Genomic DNA, 21513 nt, shown 5'->3' on the forward strand with positions numbered 1-21513 from the left:
AACTCATAATATGCAATTAACACAAATAATAATATAAGTATAAGTTTTTAAATTATCTTAAAGGGTACATATATATGAAGAGACGGTTAATAAATATAATTTAATAAAAGAATTGACATAAAGGAGGAAATATGATTAGTTTAGGAGATGTTTCTATACCCATAGCTTTTGGGGCAGGATTTCTGTCTTTTTTTTCCCCATGTATACTTCCGCTGATACCAGTGTATATAATGTATATGACAGGAACTAATATGGAAGAGGAGTTGGAAAAGAAAAAATTCTTTGCTTTGACAAGAACATTTGGTTTTGTAATAGGTTTTACAATTATTTTCATGATAATGGGTACATCTGCCAGTTTTTTAGGGAAGATATTTGTAAGAAACAAAGAAGTCTTTGGAAAAATAAGTGGAGTTCTTATAATATTATTTGGATTAAATATAATGGGAGTATTGAAACTTAATTTTTTAAATTTTGAAAGAAGAGCTAAAGCACCTAAGAAGGTGACTAATTGGTTTAGTTCTATTTTAATGGGCATGGCCTTTGCAGCTGGATGGACTCCTTGCTTTGGGCCTGTATTGGCATCTATACTTATGTACGCAGGAGCTACAGCTACTGTTTCAAAGGGAGTATATTTATTATTAGTATATTCCATAGGAATGGCAATACCTTTTATATTGACTGCATTATTTATAAATGGATTTACTAGATTAATGAATAAAGCAGATAAATTCATGAGATATATGCCTATAATCAGTGGATTTATTATGATTATTTTTGGATTCCTTGTATTTTTCAATAAAGTTATAAATATAAGTAGAATTCTGCAATAAGGAGGAGAATATGAAGAAAATATTGATAATGATTTTAGCATTAATATTATTCGTAGGAGGATGCAGCAAACAAGGAAAAGATGAGATAGATGAAGTGGAAAATAATGTGGAAAATGAAGCTCCTAATGAAGAAATATCAGAGGAAGAGGAAGATGTAAAAATAGAAGCACCAGATTTTACTCTCAAAAATTTACAAGGTGAAGAAGTATCCTTATCTGATTATAGAGGGAAAATAGTCCTAATAAACTTTTGGGCAACTTGGTGTACTTGGTGTGATAAAGAGATGCCAGATTTACAAAAGTTAAAGGATGAAAATGATGATTTAGTAGTTCTGGCAGTAGATGTAATGGAAGATAAGGAAACTGTTGAGAAGTATATTCAAGAAGGAGAATATGATTTTGAAGTAGTTTTAGATGAAGACGGAAATGTGTCTCAAACCTATATGGTAGGAGGATTTCCTACATCATATTTTGTAGATAAAGATGGAATTCTATTAGGTGGAGTACCAGGAGCAATGACTTATGATGATATGGTTAAAATATTAGAAAGTATAAGGGAAGAAAAATAAGACAGGAAATTCTGTCTTATTTTTTAACTAAATCCTTTAATCTATAGCTGCCAGCCGTAAATAATGCTAGAATTATCAATAATACTATAAATACATTTGGAAACAATATGGATTTTTCTAAGCTATCAAATATCCAATATTGTGGAGTAAATTTACCTAGATTTATTATAAACTTAGGAAGGTTTTGATACATTCCTCCTTGTGCAAACATTGCTAAAAGTAATGTCAATATAGAAAATAAAGATGTAACTAAAGAAGCAGAATGTTCATTTTTAAATAATCTAGTCATAGCCAAGGACAAAGTAATGGAAAAAAGACTTGCCAAAACAATATTTATGGTGATAATAGGAAAATTAACTATACTATATCCAGTGAATTTTGTACCTATTAATGCAATTAATATATTTCCTATGACTTGGAAGAACAATAGGGATAGACCTAGGCTTCCTAAAATCACACCACTCTTATTTGGAGTAGTAATGGCTCTTGATATAATATTTTTTTTTCTAAAATCCATTAATTCTGTAACAATAGAAGATGAACCTAGAATTATGAAATATATCAGCATCATAGTTACTAAATTCATATCTCCAGTAACTGCTTTTTTATTTTTTTCAAGTATAGTCTTAGTTTGGGAAATATATAAGTCCTCTTTATCTGAGATTATACCTTTATCCAGAAGTAGTTTTTCTTTGATAAATTCATTTATCTTATTATTTATTTCCATTTCCAGTGGAATTGTTATATTTCCTTCTTCCCTTTTATAAGATTCTATAATTGGCTTTTCATAATTATTTATTTTTTTACTAAAATCAGCAGGAATATTATATACTACAGCAACCTCATTGTTTTCAAGTAATTCCAAGGCTTTTTCTTTTTCATGTTGAAAAATCCATTGAGATTTAGAAGGAGAATCATATATTGTTTCCCATAAACTGCCTCGATCTTCAATATTATAAGCCACATTAACATTTGACATTCCACTAAATGTATTTGTATCTCCACTTTCTAGGAAATGAACAAAGAATATTACTGCAATAGGTGTTACAAGCATAATACCAACTTTAGCAGGGTCTTTAAGCATCCTCTTTATATTTACAACAATCAACTGAATTAGATTCATCTATTTACACCCCATTTCATTTGTATTAATAAAAGATTGACTAAATAAAGTATCATAGATATTCCTAGCATAATGAACAAATAATTATATATGGAAGAAAGATTATTATTTATTATATAATTTCTATAACTGTTTACAATAACAGCATCTGGTTTAAATTTAGCAAAAAAGCTAAAGATTGGGCTACTGTTCCATTTATCTAAAGGACCTATCATTCCACCAAAGATCATTTGAACTACTAAGAAGACTTGTAAAATAGGAATACCATATTTTTTCTTGAATAATGTGGAAATGAGACTACCTATGATTGTTATCATAAGACTTTGTACAAGGACAATTAAAAGCAAAATAGGTAATGATCCTTGAAAAGATAATCTACTAAGTCTAAAAGCTCCCACATAAATTAAATTAGCCACTATTATAGTTAGATAATTTGACATAAAACCATAATTAAAATATTGTATTCTTGTCATAGATGTAGACATTATCCTACTATATAGACCGTTTTCTTTTTCTAAGGAATCTGATGCAATAACTGCCATTAAAAATACAATAAAAGAAAAATTTAAAAAGGTAATAGAATAGTATTCAAAGGAACTTAAACTTTTTCTTACTTCATAAATATTGTTTTCTATTGAATTTGTACTGTATATATTATTTAATATATGATTTATTTCCATCATTAAGCTTTCTTTGTTTTCCTCAGATAATGAATTCCCCTCAAATCCTTTTTCAATGACCAATTTTTGACTGATTTCCAGATTATATTTATCTATTATATTGACTAAGATATTTCCCATAGTAGTAGAAGATTTTTCTTTTGCTTCTATCTTTATAGATGCTGGATTTTTACCAAGTAAGCTATTTCTATATCCTTCTGGAATTCTAAGGGTATAATCAAATTTATCACTATCTGTTGGCTCTATAGTAAGAACTTTAGACATTTCCCCACTACTTAAAAAAGATATTAATCCTTTAGACTCCCCAGTATTATCTTCATCTACTATTATAATTGAAAAAATAGGGTCATTAATTGCAGGAGTAAACATATCCTTTTGTACATATCCCATTACCAATGCAAGTATTATGGGAAAAATTGCATAGGATAAGACAAATGAAGGAAATTCTTTTATTAATCCTTTTAATGCAACTTTTAAATAAGCTAATAATTTCATTGTATCACTCCTAATCCCGTAAATTCTTTCCTGTAAGGCTTAAAAATACTTCTTCTAAATTTGGCTCATCTACATTGATGCTTTTTATTACTGAATTATTTTTCTCAAGGATTTTTAATAATGGCTCTAATTTAAAACTATCTCCCTTTACCAATAGTTTAATTTCATCATGATATACTTCACAATTTATTATAGAATCTAATAATTCAATACTATTGATTAAATCTCCATTGATATTGTCAGCTCTTAAATTAACTTTGTTATTATCACTAATCATAGATTTAACTGTTTTTTTATCTCCATAGGCTATTTCTTTACCTTCATCCATTATAAATATATTGTTGCAAAGATATTCTACTTCTTCCATATAGTGTGAAGTGTAAAGAATAGTGGTATTCTTTTCTCTATTTATAGATTTAATAAATTGAAAAATATGATTTCTTGATTGAGGGTCTATACCCACTGTAGGCTCATCGAGAATCAATATTTTTGGTTCGTGCATTATGGCAGCAGCAAGATTAAGTCTTCTTTTCATTCCACCAGAAAACTTTTTCACTTTATCCTTTCTTTTTTCGCTTAGTCCAGTTATATCTAAGGCATAGCCAATTTTCTCCTTTAAGGCTTTTCCTTTTAATCCATAAAGACTGCCAAAAAACTCTAGATTATCATAAGCAGATATGGTTTCCATTAATGCCAATTCCTGAGGAACTAACCCTAAGAATTCCTTTGCCTTTAATGATTCTTTCTTTATATCGAATCCACCGATTGAAATGTTACCATTGTTGGGATCTAGTAATCCAGTCATGATATTTATCAATGTGGATTTTCCAGCACCATTTGGACCAATTAAACCAAATATATCCCCTTCTTCAATGGTAAAAGAGATATTATCAAGTACAATTTTGTCTTCAAACTTTTTACTTATGTTTTTAACTTCTATAATTTTCATATAAATCCCTCCTATATTTTTATTATATGGTAAACTATGGTTAAATTTAATTGCCGTAGGTAATGAAAAAGTAGTGACTTTAGTCACTACTTAGTAAGATTATTTTTAAAGGCAAAGACTACTATTTGTGTACGATCACGAAGTTTAAGTTTTGATAGAATTGTACTTACGTTGTTTTTAATAGTTCCTTCAGAAAGAAATAGCCTTTCACCGATTTCTTTATTAGAGAGACCATCGGCAATATATTTTATAATTTCATATTCTTTATGGTTTAAATCATACTCTTCAAGGATATTATCTATATTATTTTCTGTTGAACTATGATTAAGAATATCATTTGCGATTTCAGGATGAATTACTATATTACCTTTTATAGCAGCCTTAATTCCTCCATAAATCAAATCAGGAGAGCTATCCTTTAAAAGATAGCCAGATGCTCCATTTTTTAAAGCTTCTTGTATGTACTCCATATCTTTAAATGTAGTTAAAATTAAAACTTTAGTATTTGGAAATTTCTCTTTGATAATCTTTGTACCAATTACTCCATTACATATAGGCATTCGTACATCCATTAAAACTAAATCAATATCATTGGATTCACATATATTCAATGCTTCATATCCATTTTCCCCCATGGAAACAACATCTATATCTTCATAGGTGGAGAGAATGATTTTAAGTCCTTCTTGTATTAATTTTTCATCATCAACAATTGCTATTTTAATTTTCTTCATGATATTTACCTCCATTTACTGCTTTCAAAACTATTCTAAGGAGAAATCCATTATTCTCCCTACTTTCATAACTAATGCTTCCCCCAAGTTCATTTACTCTTTCAGATATACTAGTTAGACCTATGCCTCTATTGATTATATTTGTTCCTACTCCATTATCCTGCAAGGTAAGAATTAAATCATCACCAAAGTGTAGAAAAATATTGATTTTAGTAGCCTTTCCATGTTTGGCAGAATTAGATAAAAACTCCTGTATAGCTCTATATAAAACTAAAGAAGTCTCTTCATTAATTTGCCATTTGTTTTTAGAAAATCCAAACTTAACATCTATACCTGTTAATTTGTTAAAATCTTTTATTAGATTTTCAATAATTAGTAAGGATTCATATTCTTGAAATTCCTTAGGTTTAAGTTCTCTTAAGGCTTTTCTAATTTCTTCAAGTCCATTTTTAGCAAAGTTTTTTAAATTTGAAGCCATTAAAGATGCAGCTTCTCCATTACTCTTTCCTATTTTTTCTATGGCACCTAGTTGAATTATTATAGTAGATAGACTATGGCCTACACTATCGTGAATTTCCCTTGAAATCCTATTTCTTTCTTTAAGTATAGATAAATCTCTAATTGAATCTGCATAAATTTCTAACTCTCGGTTTGTTTTAATCAAATTTTCTTCTGATAGTTTAAGTCTATGGTATAAGTCTTCTAATTTCAACTTATTATTATGTTCTTTTCCGATTATATCTGAAATAAATATTAAGGAAACCATAGAGGCTAAGAAGGATAATAATTGTTCTATAGATAAGTCCTTACCAGCATATAAAAGTATAATAATACCTAAAAAGCTGATGATATACCTACTGAAGTTTTTAATTAAAAATAAGCTGTCTGTTATACCTATAATGAAGTAAGGAAGAAGTAGGCCTTGGCATTTTGTATACAATATATATCCAAATATAAAATCAAAAAAAATAGATAAAAATACAATAGATGAAATATTACTAAAAAGAAAATAACGTAGTTGATTATTTATAATAAAAATCAAAGTTATTATAATGGAGAAAGTAGAAAAACTTTGTACTTCTGTAAGGGTAACTCCAAGTATTATTATACATAAGTTTATATATCTTATAATTAAAAGGTTTTTATTTTTCATATGGTACTCCCGCTTTTTATTTAAGTTTTATTTACATTATATCATTTAGAAATAAACATGGTTTATAAATAATGTAAAAAACAAAAAACTAATTAGAAAACATAGAAAATTCTAAAAAAACTTCCTTAAAGTATTGAGTAAAAGTATAAGGTGTGGTATCATATAATAAATTTAAAATCATATATTAAAATGAAAGGAAGTGGTTCTATGGAAAACAAACCTATAAGACAATGCAGCTACTGTAAAAAAGAGTTAGACAAGAGAGAATACAAATGTTCATACTGTGGTAAAGACAGCAGAAACTTTTTTATGCAGAATAAGGTATTATCGGGAATTATAATAGTTGTAATTATTTTTGTTGTTAGTAGAATGTTTGGCGGTGGTGGTGGCGGAAAAGCAAATGATGATGTGGTACAAGGAATAAATGATGTAAGTGGTGAAATTGTAATTACAGCAGAGGATTTAGCCAGAGCATTTGAAGAAGATAATGATAAGGCAGAGAGTGATTATAAAGGAAAAGTTGTTAGTATAGAAGGTACTATAATGAAAAAGGCAACGGCTATGGGAAAGACATATGTAGCACTTTCTACATATGACGGCGCTGAAGTAAGAGATGTTAGATGTTTCTTTAAAGAGCAAGAAGAAATAGATAAACTAGCAGATGTAAATGAAGGAGATACCATTATAGTAGAAGGAGAAATAACTCAAAAGGCAGTATTTATAACAGTAGAAAATTGTAAACTTAAATAAATTTAAGGGTAAAGATTTGTGCAAATCTTTACCCTTAAATTATTTTATTATTTGTCAATGTTTTTAAATATATGTTCAAGAATTTCAATACAGTTTGTAACAGTTCTTTTATCTTCATTGTCAATTACAGGATTTAATTCTACAAAATCCATAGAGGTAATAAATTTCTCACTTAAAAGTTGAGTGAATACTTCTTTTCCTTCATCTATGGAAAAACCATTGGGAACAGGCGTACCAGTTCCCGGTACTAAACTGGAATCAAGCACATCTATATCAAAACTTAAATGTACTCCGTCTACATTAGATTCTTTTATTTTTTCTATTATTTCTTTTAATACATTTTCTAATCCTCTTTCACCAACTGTTTCCATAGTATACATATTAAGGTTGAGTTCATTGGCAAGAGCTAATTCTCCAGAGTCAATATCTCTGCATCCTAAAAGGTACACATTTTCAGGTTTTACTTTTTCACCATTATAGTATATATTTGTAACACTACTATCTCCTACATTCATTGATGCAGCTAAAGGTACACCATGTAAATTTCCTGAAGGAGAAGTTTCAAAGGTATTTATATCTCCATGGGCATCAACCCAAATTACAGCCATATCTTTAAAAAAATTACTTGCACCTGCAATACTTCCCATACCTAGTGCATGGTCTCCTCCTATTACAAAAGGAAAACCACTTCCTTTAAGTGAGCAGTATACGTTATTAGCTAAGTTGGTATTGATTTCTATTATTGGATTCAAATATTTCATTTTTGGATGATCCCGATACTTTAATTCTTTTGATAGAGTTGGAACATATATATCCCCCATATCAAAAACATTGTGTCCATTTTTTTTAATAATGTCAATAATTCCATATTCCCTAAGAATCTTAGGTCCGAAATTTACACCATCTATATCACAACCATAACTTAAAGGTACTCCAATTACATTAATATCCACTTATCAAGACCTCCTTAATATATAATCTACTATATTATACCATGTATTAAAGAAGAGTGTTAAAAAAACTAGTTTCTCTAGGAAGAAATTATTATGTTATAATTAATATATTAATTATATAGAGGTGACAAGATGGCAAAGTTTTACTATGGAGTAAGAAAAGGAAGATTTCCTGGTATATATGAAACGTGGAAGAAATGTGAGGAACAAATAAGAGGATATTCAGGTGCGGAATATAAGAAATTTCCCACATATGAAGAAGCCTTAATGTTTATAGATGGGGGAAATCAGGCTATAGATTTAGTAGATGAAAAGGATTTGAAAGAAAATGAAGCCATAGCTTATGTAGATGGAAGTTTTGATATTAAAAACTTTACATATAGTTATGGAGTAGTATTTATAGATAGTAACAGAAAAGAAACATATAGTGGAAGAGATAATAATAAAGAATTGGCAGAAATGAGAAATGTATCAGGAGAAATAAAGGGAGCTATGGTGGCCATGGAATTAGCCATAGAAAAAAGAATAAAAACTTTATACCTTCATTTTGATTATACTGGAATAGAACAATGGGCAATAGGCAGCTGGAAAACCAATAAAAATGGAACAAAGGCATATAAAGAGTTCTATGATTCTATAAAGGATAAATTAAAAGTAGTGTTTATAAAGGTAAAAGGTCATTCTGGAGTAAAATATAATGAAGAAGCAGATAAATTAGCAAAAGAAGCTATAATGGAATAAGAATAACTTCGATTTTGGTGCTTTGCACCAAGAATCGGAGTTATTCTATTTTTTGAAAACTAATATTATTTTTATTAAGTAATTCTATGGCATAATCGTCTATTCTGTAATCATTTTTATAATATATACTTTTAATTCCAGATTGGATTAATGCCTTTGTACAATTGAGGCAAGGAAAATGAGTTACATAGGCAGTACATCCTTTTACAGAAATTCCTTCCCTAGCACAATATAATAGGGCATTAATTTCAGCATGAATAGTGGCTATACAATGTCCATCTCTCATGGTATGTCCAACATCATCACAATGAGGATTGCCAGAGACTGAACCATTATATCCGCTAGATACAATTCGATTATCATCATTAACTAATAAACAACCTACAAAAGCCCTATTACAAGTAGAACGTGTTGCTACTAATTCTGTGATTTCCATAAAATATTTTTTCCAAGATTTTCTTCTTTCCATATCTATCCTCCTAAATTTATATGAAATATTATATCATAGAAAACAAGAATAATAACATAAAGTATAGAGGATAATATAAAAGCATAAAGGAGAACTTTTCTATTCATTATAAAAAAATTATAGGTGAAGTTTTTATATTGTTGGGTATATTTAATATAATTAACAATTAATTACAGGAGGATTAAATGAAAAAAAGATTTTATTTACTTATGGCAATAGTAGGTATATTTTTAGGTTTATTTTCTGTTAAAGTTGTAGAAGTTTTAGGAGATAAAAATTATACTATGATTCAAGTAAGGGAAAATGCAGGAGAGGAAATAATAAAAGAAACACCAATAGATGTAGAAAAAGTAGTGGGTTTTACAGAAGAAACAGAGGAGTTTCAAAACCTTAGTATTTCTTTAATAGGGGATATATTAATGGATGGAAGTGTAAAGACATATATAAATAAAAATGGTTTTAATTATCCTTGGGATAATGTACGTGAATATTTTCAAAATGATGATATAACCATAGGAAATTTGGAAACCAGTATTACCAACAAGGGAACAAAATGGCCTAATAAGCAATTTAACTTTCGTTCTAATCCAAAGAATATAAAAGCCATGGAGGAGGCGGGAGTAGATATAGTGTCACTTTCTAATAATCATTCTTTAGACTATGGTTATGATGGACTTATAGATACATTAAAGCATATAGATAACAGCAAAATAAAAAGAGTTGGGGCTGGATATAATAAAAAAGATGCAATTAAAGGTACCATAGTTGAAAGAAATGGAATTACAGTAGGAGTTTTAGGATTCTCTAGAGTAGTACCTGATGTTAAATGGTATGCATCAGGAAAAAGAGCAGGACTTGTGGGAGCATATGACCCTCATGTACAAGAAGTATTGGACAGAGTGAAGGAAATGAAAGAGGAAGTAGATATATTGGTTTTGGCTATTCATTGGGGAGTAGAAAGAAGTGATACTCCTAGAAAGCAAGAGATGGATTTAGCGAAAAAACTAGTTGATTCTGGAGTGGACATAGTAATGGGTCATCATCCTCATGTTTTACAAGGGATAGAGATTTATAAAGGCAAACCAATATTTTATAGTTTAGGCAACTTTGTATTTGGAACATCTTCTGAACTTACATCAAATACTATGATTGCACAAGTAAATTTAGTTGAAAAGAATATAGATAATATTAAAATAATACCTTGCGAAATAGTACATGGTAGACCTGTACCTTTACATAAGGAGAAAAGAATAGCGAAAATAAACTATTTATATAAAATATCTAAAAACTTTGGAACTAATATAGATGAAAATGGGTTAATCAAAATAGTAAAGGAGTAAGGATGTGTTATAAATGTATGGTTTGGTTCTAGAAGGCGGTGGTGCTAAAGGTTCTTATCATATTGGCGTATATAAGGCCCTAAAAGAACTGGGTATAGAAATAAGTGGAATAACAGGTACTTCAATTGGAGCTTTAAATGGTGCAATGATAGTGCAAAATGATTATGAAAGGTGTTATGATCTTTGGTGTGACATAACTTATTCTATGGTGGCGGATGTAGATGATGAAGATATAGATAAGATAATGCAGCTGAAACTAGTAAAAGAAGATTTATCTTTTTTAAAGGAAAAAATAAAAACACTTATAGTAGGAAGAGGATTAGATATTACTCCATTAAAAGATTTGTTGGATGTATATATAGACGAAGAAAAAATTAGAAATTCCAAAATGGATTTCGGAATGGTAGCAATAAATTTAAGTCAAAGAAAACCATTATATTCGTTTATTGAAGATATACCAAAGGGTGAATTAAAAAATTATTTAATGGCAAGTGCATATCTGCCAATATTCAAATCAGAGAAGATAAATGGTGAACGCTTTTTAGATGGAGGTTTTTATGATAATTTACCATTTAAGATGTTAGTAGAAAGAGGATATAAGGACTTGATTTTAATAAGAACTCATGCTATGGGATATACTAGGAAAATAGATTTGCCTCTAGATGTAAATGCGAAAATTATATCTCCCTCTGATAATATAGGCAAGTCCTATGAATATGATGGAAATAAAGCTAAGAGCAATATAGAGCTTGGATACTATGATGGATTAAAAGCTATAAAAGGATTGAAGGGCAATAGATATTATATATGTCCTGAAGATAATAAGGATTATTATCTTGAATTTTTCCTCAGTATTAAAGAAGAAGAAGTAAGAAAGATGGAAAAAATATTGAAGCTTCCAGAGATGTACTATAGAAGGTCTTTATTTGAACATATAATACCAAAAATATGTTCAATGATTGCTATGGATAGGGACTGCAGTTACGAGGAAATATTTATCTATTTATTAGAAAAAAAAGCAGAATATTTAAAGATAGAAAGATTTGAAATTTATGATGTTAAGAATTTATTATCTTTAGTAGAAGATAGTGCAATAGATGTAGATAAAGAAGAATTAGGAACTCTAGATAAAATAATAGAAAAGGTAGATATTCTTCCTGTGCTGAATAAGGAAAGTATATTACTTCAAATTGCAAATATAATCTTTAGGAGAAGAGATTAAAATAAATGATAATTATTATCAAATATATGTTTAGATTGTAAATAGAAGGATATAAATACAATAGTGAAACACATCACGAATAAAATTATAAATTACGGAGGTATAAAATGGATAGAATAGTTGGGAAAAAAGCACCAGATTTTAGGATGAATACTTGCGATGGTCAAACTTGCGATTTTGGTGAAGTAAAGTTATCAGATTATGAAGGAAAATGGTTAGTTATGTTCTTTTATCCACTAGACTTTACTTTTGTATGCCCTACAGAAATTACAGCATATAGTAAGAGAATTGAAGACTTTAAAAAAGAAAATGCAGAAGTATTATCTGTCTCAGTAGATAGTGAACATTCACATAAAGCATGGATTAATTCCAGTTTAGGAAAAGTAAATTTTCCAATGGCTTCTGATATGACTAAACAAGTATCAAAAGACTATGGAGTATTACTAGAAGAAACAGGAGTTGCTTTAAGAGGATTATTTATCATAGACCCAGAAGGAATAGTTAGATATTCAGTAGTTCATGATTTAAATGTAGGAAGATCAGTAGATGAAACTTTAAGAGTTCTTAAAGCCCTAAAAACAGGGGGACTTTGCCCAGTAGATTGGGATGAAGGAGAAGAACTGCTTTAAAATAAAAGGAGTCTAACAGACTCCTTTTATTTTTATCCTTATTTATTAGCCAGAGGAGGAAACAATGGATATAGAAAAGATTAGTGAAATAATTAGAGATAGAACTCCTATGCCCATAGATATAAAAAAGAATTACTCTGTACTTATACCAATTATTGAAAAGGATAATAGGTTGGAAATAATATATGAACTTAGGTCTAAAAATCTAAATAACCAACCTGGTGAAATATCATTTCCTGGTGGAGAAGTAGAGCATAAAGAAACATTTGTAGATGCAGCCATAAGGGAAACTATGGAAGAGTTAAATATAGAAAGAAAAAATATAAATATAATTGGAGAATTAGATTATTTGGTTTCCTATGCAAATATGACCATTCATTGTTTTCTAGGCACAATATCTGGATTAAATGTGGATAATATAGTTCCAAATGTTTCTGAAGTAGATCATATATTCACAGTGCCATTAGATTTTTTCTTAGAAAATGAGCCTGATATTTATTATTTAGATTTAAAAACTGTATTAAATGATGAATTTCCCTATAATTTAATTCCTAAGGGAAGAGATTATAATTGGAGACGTGGCAGACACTCGGTTATGTTTTATCATTATAATAACTATATAATTTGGGGATTTACTGCTAGAATGACTAAACAGTTTATAGATATAATAAGAGGACTAGTTTAAACTAGCCCTCTTATTATGCTCTTATATTGTGGTTTTATCACTATTTAGATTTTTGACACTCCTAGTTACAAAATATATAGTAATTATAGAAGCTACCAAATCTGATATAGGTCCCGCCAACCAAACTCCTGTTAATCCATAGATTTTAGGTAAAATAATTAATGCAGGAATAAGTACTAAAACTTGTCTTGATAAGCTAAGTAACATAGCATGTTTTGGTTTTCCAATGGCTTGAAAATAATTGGAGCTTACCACTTGAATTCCTACAATTGGAAACATTGCCAAATATATTCTCATACCAGGAACGCCTATTTTAGAAATCTCTGTTAGATTTCCACCTTTACTTATGAACATTTTATATAACTGAATAGGAAATAATTGAGTCAGTATAAATCCAGTCGTAGTTATACAAGTAGCGCCTATAATCGCATATTTTAAAGTCTTTTTAACCCTATCATATTTTTCTGCCCCATAATTAAATCCTATAATAGGTTGTGCACCTTGATTTATTCCAAAAACAGGCATCATTACCATCATAGCAATACTATTAATAACAGCCATACTAGAATTGGCTAAGTCACCACCATAGTTTTTTAGACTATTATTTAATAATACAGTTACCATACTACCTGCCAACTGCATACTAAAAGGTCCAAGACCAATGGCAACAATATTTTTTGCTATATCTAATTTTGGTTTTAGATATTCTTTTTTAATAGTAAGCATACTATTTCCACCAAAGAAATACCTCATAACCCATATAGCTGATAAGGCTTGAGAAATAATAGTTGCTAATGCTGCACCGCTTACGCCCATATTAAACCAAAATATAAAAATAGGATCAAGTATAGTATTTGAAATAGCTCCTATTAACATGGTTTTCATTGCAATAGTTGGACTGCCTTCACCACGAATAAAGTTATTCATACCAAGACCAATAGCTTGGAATACAGCACCAATAAGTATGATTTTCATATAATCATAAGCATATTGAAAATTAGAGGGAGATGCACCAAACAAATCGAGTAAAGGTTTTAAAAATATAAGTCCAAATATAGTTATAAGTAATGAAGTAAGTATTAAAAGAATAAATGAATTTCCTGTAACTTTTTCAGCTTCTTCTTTTTTATTTTGCCCTAGCTTGATGGAAACCAAAGTATTTCCACCTATACCTATTAACATACTAAATGCCATTATGATTAAGGATATGGGAGAGCTAATAAATAACCCACCTATGGCAAGGTCGCCTACACCTAAACCGATAAAGATTCTATCAACAACGTTATATAAGGCATTTACCACCATTCCAGTAATTGCTGGAATGGAAAATTTAATAAGTAATTTTCCAATAGGTTCCTCACCGAGCAATTTTCTTCTTTGGTTTTCTTTGTCCATTCTATCACCTACATAAAATAATTAGTCTCCCCAATATTTAGGGAGACCAATTATTATTATACCACAAAAAAGTATATATATTTAAAAAATATTTTTATTTTAAATTAGTTGGTAAACATTTGAGTCCAATAGTTTGTCCCATTGCTTGACTTTGCTAAGCCAACACCTATTTTATTAAAGCTTGGATTCATTATGTTCGCCCTATGTCCAGATGAATTCATCCATCCGTTAACTACAGATTGGGCAGTAAGTTGACCTTTTGCAATGTTTTCTCCAGCAGTATTATATTTGATACCAAAGGATTTCATCATGTCAAAAGGTGAACCATAAGTAGGTGATGTATGACTAAAGTAATTCTTTGATGCCATATCTTCTGATTTTTTTCTAGCTACATTTGAAAGTTCAGAACTTGCTACAAATGGCTGTAAACCTTCTTTTTGTCTTTCAATATTTACAAGCCTTACTACTTCAGCTTCCATTGCTGATAAACCAGGTGTTGATGGAGTCTCAGTTGCTGGTGGAGTAGGTGTAGTTGGGTTTGATGGATTTGATGGTTCTGATGTATCCGGTTTACTTGGTTTTGATGGTTCTGATGTATCTGGTTTACTTGGAGTACTTGGCTTTGGAAGTTCCACAACATTTCCAGGTCTATTTGTTGGTTTAGTAACTACTACAGACCAATTGAATGTAGGGTACTTATCAACCACTGTATTTTGTTGGATATTTGAGTTATTTTTATATTTATTGTTATAATTATAGTTTAAAGTATAACCATTGTTACAGTTAAAATTATTAAAGTCATAACTTGCAGCATTAGCTGTAGATAAACTTAATATAGTACCAGCCAACAGTGAATAAACTACCTTTTTCTTCATACTCTTCATTTTTTGTATCCTCCTTAAAAATCTATATAAATTTAACTTCTTCCACTTGCCTCCTTTCAAATTGGTTACAAATGTATTACAAATGTATTACATTTTTTAAAGTATAACACTTAATACATGGAGAGAGAAACCCTCAGATTATGACAGTTGTGGATAATCATGGAATCATATATACTATATATAGTAGGAAATAATTATGATTTTTGTTGACTAGTATTATAAATTAGAATTATTAAGGAAATAGTGATAATTTGTATAATATCTACATAGGATTATTATCTGCCAAGTAATATAATACTTTTATATTATAAGGATTCAGATAATTTATAAGGAGTGATGAATTATGAATAATATGGTATTGAAAGGTGATATTGCATTTACACCAACTAAGGATATAATGGAAATTCATAAGAATTCATACATAATCATAGAAGAAGGAAAAGTAGTAGATATTTGTAACCAGTTAGATAATTCCTACAAAGGCTATCTTCTAAAAGATTTCACAGGGAAAATAATTATACCAGGATTTGTAGACTTACATCTTCATGCTCCTCAATATCCTAATATGGGATTAGGACTAGATAAAGAGCTTATTCCTTGGCTAGATACTTATACATTTCCAGAAGAGGGAAAATATGATGATTTAGATTATGCTAGAAAAGTATTTTCTAAACTTATAAAGGATTTATGGAGATTTGGAACTACAAGATCTGTTGTGTTTTCAAGCATACATAAGGAAAGTACCAAGCTTCTTATGAATATGTTCATAGCATCAGGATTAGGTGCTTATGTGGGCAAAGTAAATATGGATAGAAATACAGCTGAAGAATTGATGGAAAATACTAAAAAGTCCATAGAAGATACAGAAGAAATATTGAAGGAATGTTGTGAATCAGATTTAGTGAAGCCTATAGTAACCCCTAGATTTGCACCTACTTGTTCAGAGGAAATGCTGTCAAAGTTGGGGGAACTGGCTATTAAGTATGATGTACCTGTGCAGTCACATTTAAGTGAAAACACATCAGAAGTTATTTGGGTAAAAGAGCTTTTCCCTAATTCTAAAAATTATGCTTCAGTTTATGATGAATTTAATCTTTTAGGTAAAACAAAAACTATAATGGCACATTGTGTATATAATACTGATGAAGAAATCGACTTAATGGGTAGAAATAAAGTGTATGCTGCTCATTGTCCTTATTCAAACTATAATTTATCCAGCGGTATAATGCCTGTTAGGAAATATTTAGACAAAGGCGTACCAGTAGGATTAGCATCAGATATTTCTGGTGGAAATAGTTTAAGTATAATGGATATCATAGGAGGCACTATCCAAGCTTCTAAGATGAAGTGGCTAGAAAGCAATAAAGAGCTTCAGCCTCTTACATTTAACGAAGGGTTTTTCCTTGGAACTAAAGGGGGAGGAAGTTTCTTTGGTGAAGTAGGAAGTTTTGAAAAAGGTTATGATTTTGATGCACTTATAATAGATGATAGTTCTTTAATAGGATTAAATGAATTATCTATAGAAGAAAGACTACAAAAAATAATATATACAGGCGATGATAGAAATATAATTGAAAGATATGTAAAGGGAATAAAAATAGAGGAGCCCTTTACATCTTAAAAGGAGTTTTTCTATGTCTAGACAAAATGGCATTAGTATAGAGGATATGTTAAAATTAGAGGTAATGGAATCCTGCAAATTAATTGCAGGATTTCGAGGTGCTAGAAATACCATATCTAGAGTAAATATAATGGCAGACCCAGATATATTAGAATGGACAACAGAGGGAGAGTTTTTATTAACGACTGCATACTCCTTTAAAAAGGATACTATTGAATCTCAGAAAGAACTTATAAAAGAATGTGCTTCTAAAAATTTAGCAGGGTTGGGAATTAAAATATCACCTTATTTAGAAAATCTATCTCAAGAGGTTCTGGATTTGGCTAATGATCTGAGTTTCCCCATAATAGATATTAATTATTCCATACCTCTATCTGATATAATGATGGTAACCTTTAGGGAGATATTTAATAAACAAGCTTCACTACTAGAAAGAATTGAAAAGGTTCATGAAAAGTTAATGGGGGCAATGTTAGAAGGAAATGGATTAGAGAATTTAGTTGAAATAGTTAGGGAAAACATTAAGAATCCTGTAATACTCCATCTAAATTTCTCCAATGAAACTATAAAAGCCTTAGAAGGAAGTGACCCTAATAATATTCATGAGTTGTGCAAAGAGGTAAAAGAGTTTTATGAACACAATAATAATAAAAGTAAATTGAAAAAATTAATTGAAGATAAAGTAATAATCGATGGAAAATATATAAAAAGGATGATAATGCCCATAGTATTGCGAGAACATGTATATGGACATTTATTTGCTTGGGGTACAGATATGCCCATAGGTGGGTTTGATTTGGCTATTATAGAATCTGCATCAACTACTATTGCCCTAAGTATATTACAGGAACTATCTATAAAGGAAGTAGAAATAAGATATAGATCAGAGTTTTTTGAGGATTTAATTTCTATTGACAGTAAGAGGAAGAGGAAAGCATTAGATAGGGCGAGGTTCTTTAATTTACAGCTTGAGGATTCCTATGTTATAGAGGTAATGAGTTTTAAACATAAAAATGAAGATGATGAAAATGAGTTAATGGTAAATTATATACAGGATTTTATAAATCCAATGGTACATACAATAGAGGAATTTATGAATTATTTAAATTTAAAGGGAATTGTATCTACTAAAGCAAATGGAATTCAAATTCTTTTAAGTTTTACAACAACAGATTTTATTCAAGATAAAATTAAAGAATTTAATCAAAAGATACTAGAATCTATTAGAAATAAATCAGATAAGTTAGATGTAAAAATAGGAATAGGAAGAGTATATAAAAAATTAGAAAATGTAGATAAAAGCTTCCAAGATGCAGTAAGAACAGTACGAATAGGTAAGATTATTACAACAAAGGAAATAGTTACCTTTGACGAGCTGGGAATATTTAAAATTTTATCTGAGGAGATATTAAAAGATGAGTTAGAGGATTTTTATAACTCTACTTTAAAGCCTTTAGTGGACTATGATAGTAAGAAATCCACAGAGCTAGTAAAGACCTTAGATGTATACTTTAAAAACAATGGAAATTTAACTAGAATATCGGAACAGCTATTCACCCATTATAATACGGTACTTTATAGAATAAATCGTATTACTGAAATAACAAAAATGGATTTAGAGGACCCGAATCATAGATTAAATCTAGAAATTGCACTAAAAATTAAAGAACTATTAGATAAATAAATGCCAGAGTTTCTCTGGTGTTTTTTTATTTGATTTAAATATTTATCTTTGTATATTGTAGAATTATAGTATAATTAATGGTAGCAAAGGAGAGATAAAAATTGGAGATACAAGTGAGTAATGCTATACTTCATATATTGGATTCTATAAATTCATTACCTGTATATTCTCAGGAAGTTTTAGACTTAACTAATGAAAAGATACAAGAATTTATTGGAAAACATATTGAAAGAATGTTTAATGACCAAGGGGTTAAATTAGGAAGATTTACAGAAAGTTCAAAGATTAAAGATTTAACTATAAATATTAATGAGGACTTTATTGGGACAAGTATATTAATTGCAGAAAAACTATATGAAATTATGGTAAGATATACGGAAATTCCCAGCGGAGATTTATTAATAGCATCATTGATTATAGAAAATCAAAATTATATAATGTTGGTAAAGTTAAACTATAAGGAGGGTTATACCCATTATGTGGATTATGGGGACAATGGGACTGCAAATAAGATAGTTGTTAACAAAGTAATGTTTCCATCAGAAACCCAGAAAAGTATTGAAGCTGCTTTAATTAAATCGGAGGATTTATCCATAAAGATATTTGAAAGGGAATATGATATTGAAGGAGAAAAGATATTATATTTTTCTAAAATGTTTCTAGATTGTGATACTGACCTTTCTATTAAGGAGAGTATAAAGGTAATTAGAGATGTGGCAAAGAAAATGACTAAAGAATACTATGAAGATGATTTTGAAAAAGTATCTGCCATAAAGGAAGCAATATATGATAATCTAGATACTGGTGTTATTGAAGTAGAAGAAGTGGCAAACAAAGTATTTAGCAATAATATTGATATAAAAAAAGAGTATATAGAAAGAATTGAAGAGGCAGGAGTAAGTAAGGTTGTAGATTTAGAAGGAAAGAAACCAGAAAAGAAACTAACTGTACATAAAATAAAAATAGATAATGGAATACAGTTAGATATTCCAGTGGACCTTTATAGAGATAGAAATATAGTAGAGTTTATAAATAATACAGATGGAACCATATCTATACTTATAAAAAATATCAGTAAGATAAAGCAGGGAAATTAGTAGAAGTTCTCAATTAGTTCAGAGAGGAGAGATTATTTTGTTTTCTGAAGAAGGTTTGCATTTGAGGATAAATGATATATTGGACTCATCTTATGATGGGATTTATATAACTGATGGAGATGCCAATACAATAATGGTAAATAAGGCTTATGAAAGGATTGCTGGTATAAAGGTTGAGGAACTAATTGGGAGAAATATGAATGATTTAGTAAAGGAAGGATATATATCTCAATCGGCTACTCTATTGGTATTGAAAGATAGAAAGATAAACACCATTGAACAGAATTTTAAGACTGGAAAAAAAGCATTGGTTACATCTACTCCCGTATTTAATAGTGCAGGAGATATTACAATGGTAGTTACAAATGTAAGAGATATTACTGAATTATATGAACTGAAGGAAAAATTAGATGAAAAAGAAAGCCTTACTAAGAAGTATTCTGTAGAACTTGAAGCTTTAAAAATAGAACTACTAAAGAATAATGATTTAATTGCCATGGATAAAAAGATGTTAGACATTATTCAAATGGCAATTCGAGTAGCTCCAATTGATACAACAGTATTGATAACAGGGGAGACTGGAGTAGGTAAGGAAGAGATTTCAAAATTGATATATAAAAATAGTAGTAGAGCAAATAAACCATTTATAAAAATTAATTGTGGATCTATACCTAAGACATTAATAGAAGCAGAATTATTTGGCTATGAAAAAGGCTCATTTACAGGGGCAAATAGAGAAGGAAAAATAGGTTTATTTGAAGTAGCTGATGGAGGAACAATATTTTTAGACGAAATAGGAGAATTGCCTCCTGATATGCAGGTAAAATTTCTAAGAGTACTTCAAGATGGGCAATTTACTAGAGTTGGTGGAATAGAAGAGATAACAGTAGATGTTAGAATTTTAGCAGCTACCAATAGAAATCTTGAAGAAATGGTAAGAGAAAAGGTATTTAGGGAGGATTTATATTATAGATTAAATATAGTACCAATTATAATACCTCCATTGAGAGATAGGCGAGATGACATTATTCCACTTATACACTATTTTTTAGATAAATTAAATAAGAAATATAAATTTAAAAAAACCATATCCAGTGAAGTGATGAAAACATTATATGCCTATGAATGGAAGGGGAATGTACGAGAACTGAGAAATATTATCGAAAGAATGGTTGTAATGTCTGAGAAAGATATAATCAGTAAATCAGACCTTCCTAAATCAGTATTAGCTTGGAACGAATCTCAAAATATAATCAATGAAAATGAAATAGTGCCATTAAAACAAGCATTAAATAAAGTTGAAAAGCATCTATTAGAAATTTCATTCGATAAATATGGAAATGTACGAGATGCTGCAAAAGCATTAGAAATAGACCCTTCTACTTTTGTAAGAAAAAGACAAAAATATAAATAAGCGTTGTAAAATTGCAACTAATTGCAATTTTACAACATAGATGGAAAGAATAGATAATTAGTATTTTAACCAATAGGATTGATAAATACCTAATATT

General features: G+C 29.4%; 21 protein-coding genes. 12 read left to right on the forward strand and 9 right to left on the reverse strand.

What is annotated here, in order from left to right; translation table 11 throughout:
• The first annotated feature begins 131 nt into the window (after positions 1-131).
• Both KQI41_RS03140 and KQI41_RS03145 read left to right on the forward strand, forming a co-directional pair.
• Positions 132-830 carry a cytochrome c biogenesis CcdA family protein gene (locus KQI41_RS03140; protein WP_154438942.1) on the forward strand — a complete coding sequence of 233 codons (699 nt, stop codon included), beginning with the start codon at positions 132-134 and terminating at the stop codon, positions 828-830.
• A gap of 10 nt (positions 831-840) precedes the next feature.
• A complete protein-coding gene (locus KQI41_RS03145; protein ID WP_154438943.1) occupies positions 841-1398 on the forward strand; it encodes a TlpA family protein disulfide reductase in 558 nt (185 codons plus the stop codon).
• Between the two features lie 16 nt (positions 1399-1414).
• On the opposite strand, the gene KQI41_RS03150 is transcribed toward KQI41_RS03145, so the two are convergent.
• From KQI41_RS03150 to KQI41_RS03170, 5 genes are all read right to left on the reverse strand, one after another.
• A complete protein-coding gene (locus KQI41_RS03150; RefSeq protein ID WP_154438944.1) occupies positions 1415-2521 on the reverse strand; it encodes an ABC transporter permease in 1107 nt (368 codons plus the stop codon).
• Positions 2518-3696: an ABC transporter permease gene (locus KQI41_RS03155; RefSeq protein WP_154438945.1), complete on the reverse strand. Its 1179-nt coding sequence runs from the start codon at positions 3694-3696 to the stop codon at positions 2518-2520. The genes KQI41_RS03150 and KQI41_RS03155 overlap by 4 nt, the downstream gene beginning before the upstream one ends.
• A 10-nt stretch (positions 3697-3706) precedes the next feature.
• Positions 3707-4645 carry an ABC transporter ATP-binding protein gene (locus KQI41_RS03160; protein ID WP_154438946.1) on the reverse strand — a complete coding sequence of 313 codons (939 nt, stop codon included), beginning with the start codon at positions 4643-4645 and terminating at the stop codon, positions 3707-3709.
• An 86-nt stretch (positions 4646-4731) separates the two neighbouring features.
• Positions 4732-5379, reverse strand: a complete 648-nt coding sequence (locus KQI41_RS03165) for a response regulator transcription factor (protein ID WP_154438947.1) — start codon at positions 5377-5379, stop codon at positions 4732-4734.
• Positions 5366-6532, reverse strand: a complete 1167-nt coding sequence (locus KQI41_RS03170; RefSeq protein WP_154438948.1) for a sensor histidine kinase — start codon at positions 6530-6532, stop codon at positions 5366-5368. Before KQI41_RS03170 ends, KQI41_RS03165 begins: the two co-directional genes overlap by 14 nt.
• A gap of 207 nt (positions 6533-6739) precedes the next feature.
• Between KQI41_RS03170 and KQI41_RS03175 the strand changes: the two genes are divergently transcribed.
• A complete protein-coding gene (locus KQI41_RS03175; protein ID WP_195837908.1) occupies positions 6740-7282 on the forward strand; it encodes an OB-fold protein in 543 nt (180 codons plus the stop codon).
• Positions 7283-7329: 47 nt separating this feature from the next.
• On the opposite strand, the gene rocF is transcribed toward KQI41_RS03175, so the two are convergent.
• On the reverse strand, positions 7330-8235 hold the full coding sequence (gene rocF / locus KQI41_RS03180) for an arginase (RefSeq protein ID WP_216584861.1): 906 nt from the start codon (positions 8233-8235) through the stop codon (positions 7330-7332).
• Positions 8236-8367: 132 nt separating this feature from the next.
• On the opposite strand from rocF, the gene KQI41_RS03185 reads away from it, so the two are divergent.
• Positions 8368-8976, forward strand: a complete 609-nt coding sequence (locus KQI41_RS03185; RefSeq protein WP_154438950.1) for a ribonuclease H1 domain-containing protein — start codon at positions 8368-8370, stop codon at positions 8974-8976.
• A 40-nt stretch (positions 8977-9016) separates the two neighbouring features.
• On the opposite strand, the gene KQI41_RS03190 is transcribed toward KQI41_RS03185, so the two are convergent.
• Positions 9017-9445 (reverse strand): deoxycytidylate deaminase, encoded by a 429-nt coding sequence (locus KQI41_RS03190; RefSeq protein ID WP_154438951.1) that lies wholly within the window; start codon positions 9443-9445, stop codon positions 9017-9019.
• Between the two features lie 185 nt (positions 9446-9630).
• Here KQI41_RS03190 and KQI41_RS03195 point away from each other — a divergent pair, with 185 nt between their 5' ends.
• The 4 genes from KQI41_RS03195 (at position 9631) to KQI41_RS03210 (ending at position 13321) form a co-directional block, all read left to right on the forward strand.
• Entirely contained in the window at positions 9631-10785 is a 1155-nt protein-coding gene (locus KQI41_RS03195; RefSeq protein ID WP_154438952.1) for a CapA family protein, read from the forward strand.
• A gap of 13 nt (positions 10786-10798) precedes the next feature.
• Positions 10799-12007 (forward strand): patatin-like phospholipase family protein, encoded by a 1209-nt coding sequence (locus KQI41_RS03200; protein ID WP_154438953.1) that lies wholly within the window; start codon positions 10799-10801, stop codon positions 12005-12007.
• 107 nt (positions 12008-12114) lie between these two features.
• Positions 12115-12636: a peroxiredoxin gene (locus KQI41_RS03205; RefSeq protein WP_154438954.1), complete on the forward strand. Its 522-nt coding sequence runs from the start codon at positions 12115-12117 to the stop codon at positions 12634-12636.
• A 64-nt stretch (positions 12637-12700) separates the two neighbouring features.
• Positions 12701-13321 (forward strand): NUDIX hydrolase, encoded by a 621-nt coding sequence (locus KQI41_RS03210; RefSeq protein WP_154438955.1) that lies wholly within the window; start codon positions 12701-12703, stop codon positions 13319-13321.
• 21 nt (positions 13322-13342) lie between these two features.
• Here KQI41_RS03210 and KQI41_RS03215 read toward each other — a convergent pair whose 3' ends face one another.
• Entirely contained in the window at positions 13343-14716 is a 1374-nt protein-coding gene (locus KQI41_RS03215) for an MATE family efflux transporter (protein ID WP_154438956.1), read from the reverse strand.
• A gap of 104 nt (positions 14717-14820) precedes the next feature.
• Complete coding sequence (locus KQI41_RS03220) at positions 14821-15600, reverse strand: CAP domain-containing protein (protein WP_216584862.1); 780 nt, start codon at positions 15598-15600, stop codon at positions 14821-14823.
• 343 nt (positions 15601-15943) lie between these two features.
• Here KQI41_RS03220 and guaD point away from each other — a divergent pair, with 343 nt between their 5' ends.
• From guaD to KQI41_RS03240, 4 genes are all read left to right on the forward strand, one after another.
• Positions 15944-17221, forward strand: a complete 1278-nt coding sequence (gene guaD / locus KQI41_RS03225; RefSeq protein ID WP_154438957.1) for a guanine deaminase — start codon at positions 15944-15946, stop codon at positions 17219-17221.
• A gap of 13 nt (positions 17222-17234) precedes the next feature.
• Entirely contained in the window at positions 17235-18905 is a 1671-nt protein-coding gene (locus tag KQI41_RS03230; protein WP_154438958.1) for a PucR family transcriptional regulator, read from the forward strand.
• Positions 18906-19006: 101 nt separating this feature from the next.
• Positions 19007-20002 (forward strand): nucleoid-associated protein, encoded by a 996-nt coding sequence (locus tag KQI41_RS03235; RefSeq protein ID WP_154438959.1) that lies wholly within the window; start codon positions 19007-19009, stop codon positions 20000-20002.
• Positions 20003-20039: 37 nt separating this feature from the next.
• Complete coding sequence (locus KQI41_RS03240) at positions 20040-21416, forward strand: sigma-54 interaction domain-containing protein (protein WP_154438960.1); 1377 nt, start codon at positions 20040-20042, stop codon at positions 21414-21416.
• Positions 21417-21513: the final 97 nt, after the last annotated feature.

It is taken from the genome of Tissierella pigra (genome assembly GCF_018917845.1).
Classification (GTDB): Bacteria; Bacillota; Clostridia; order Tissierellales; family Tissierellaceae; genus Tissierella; species Tissierella pigra.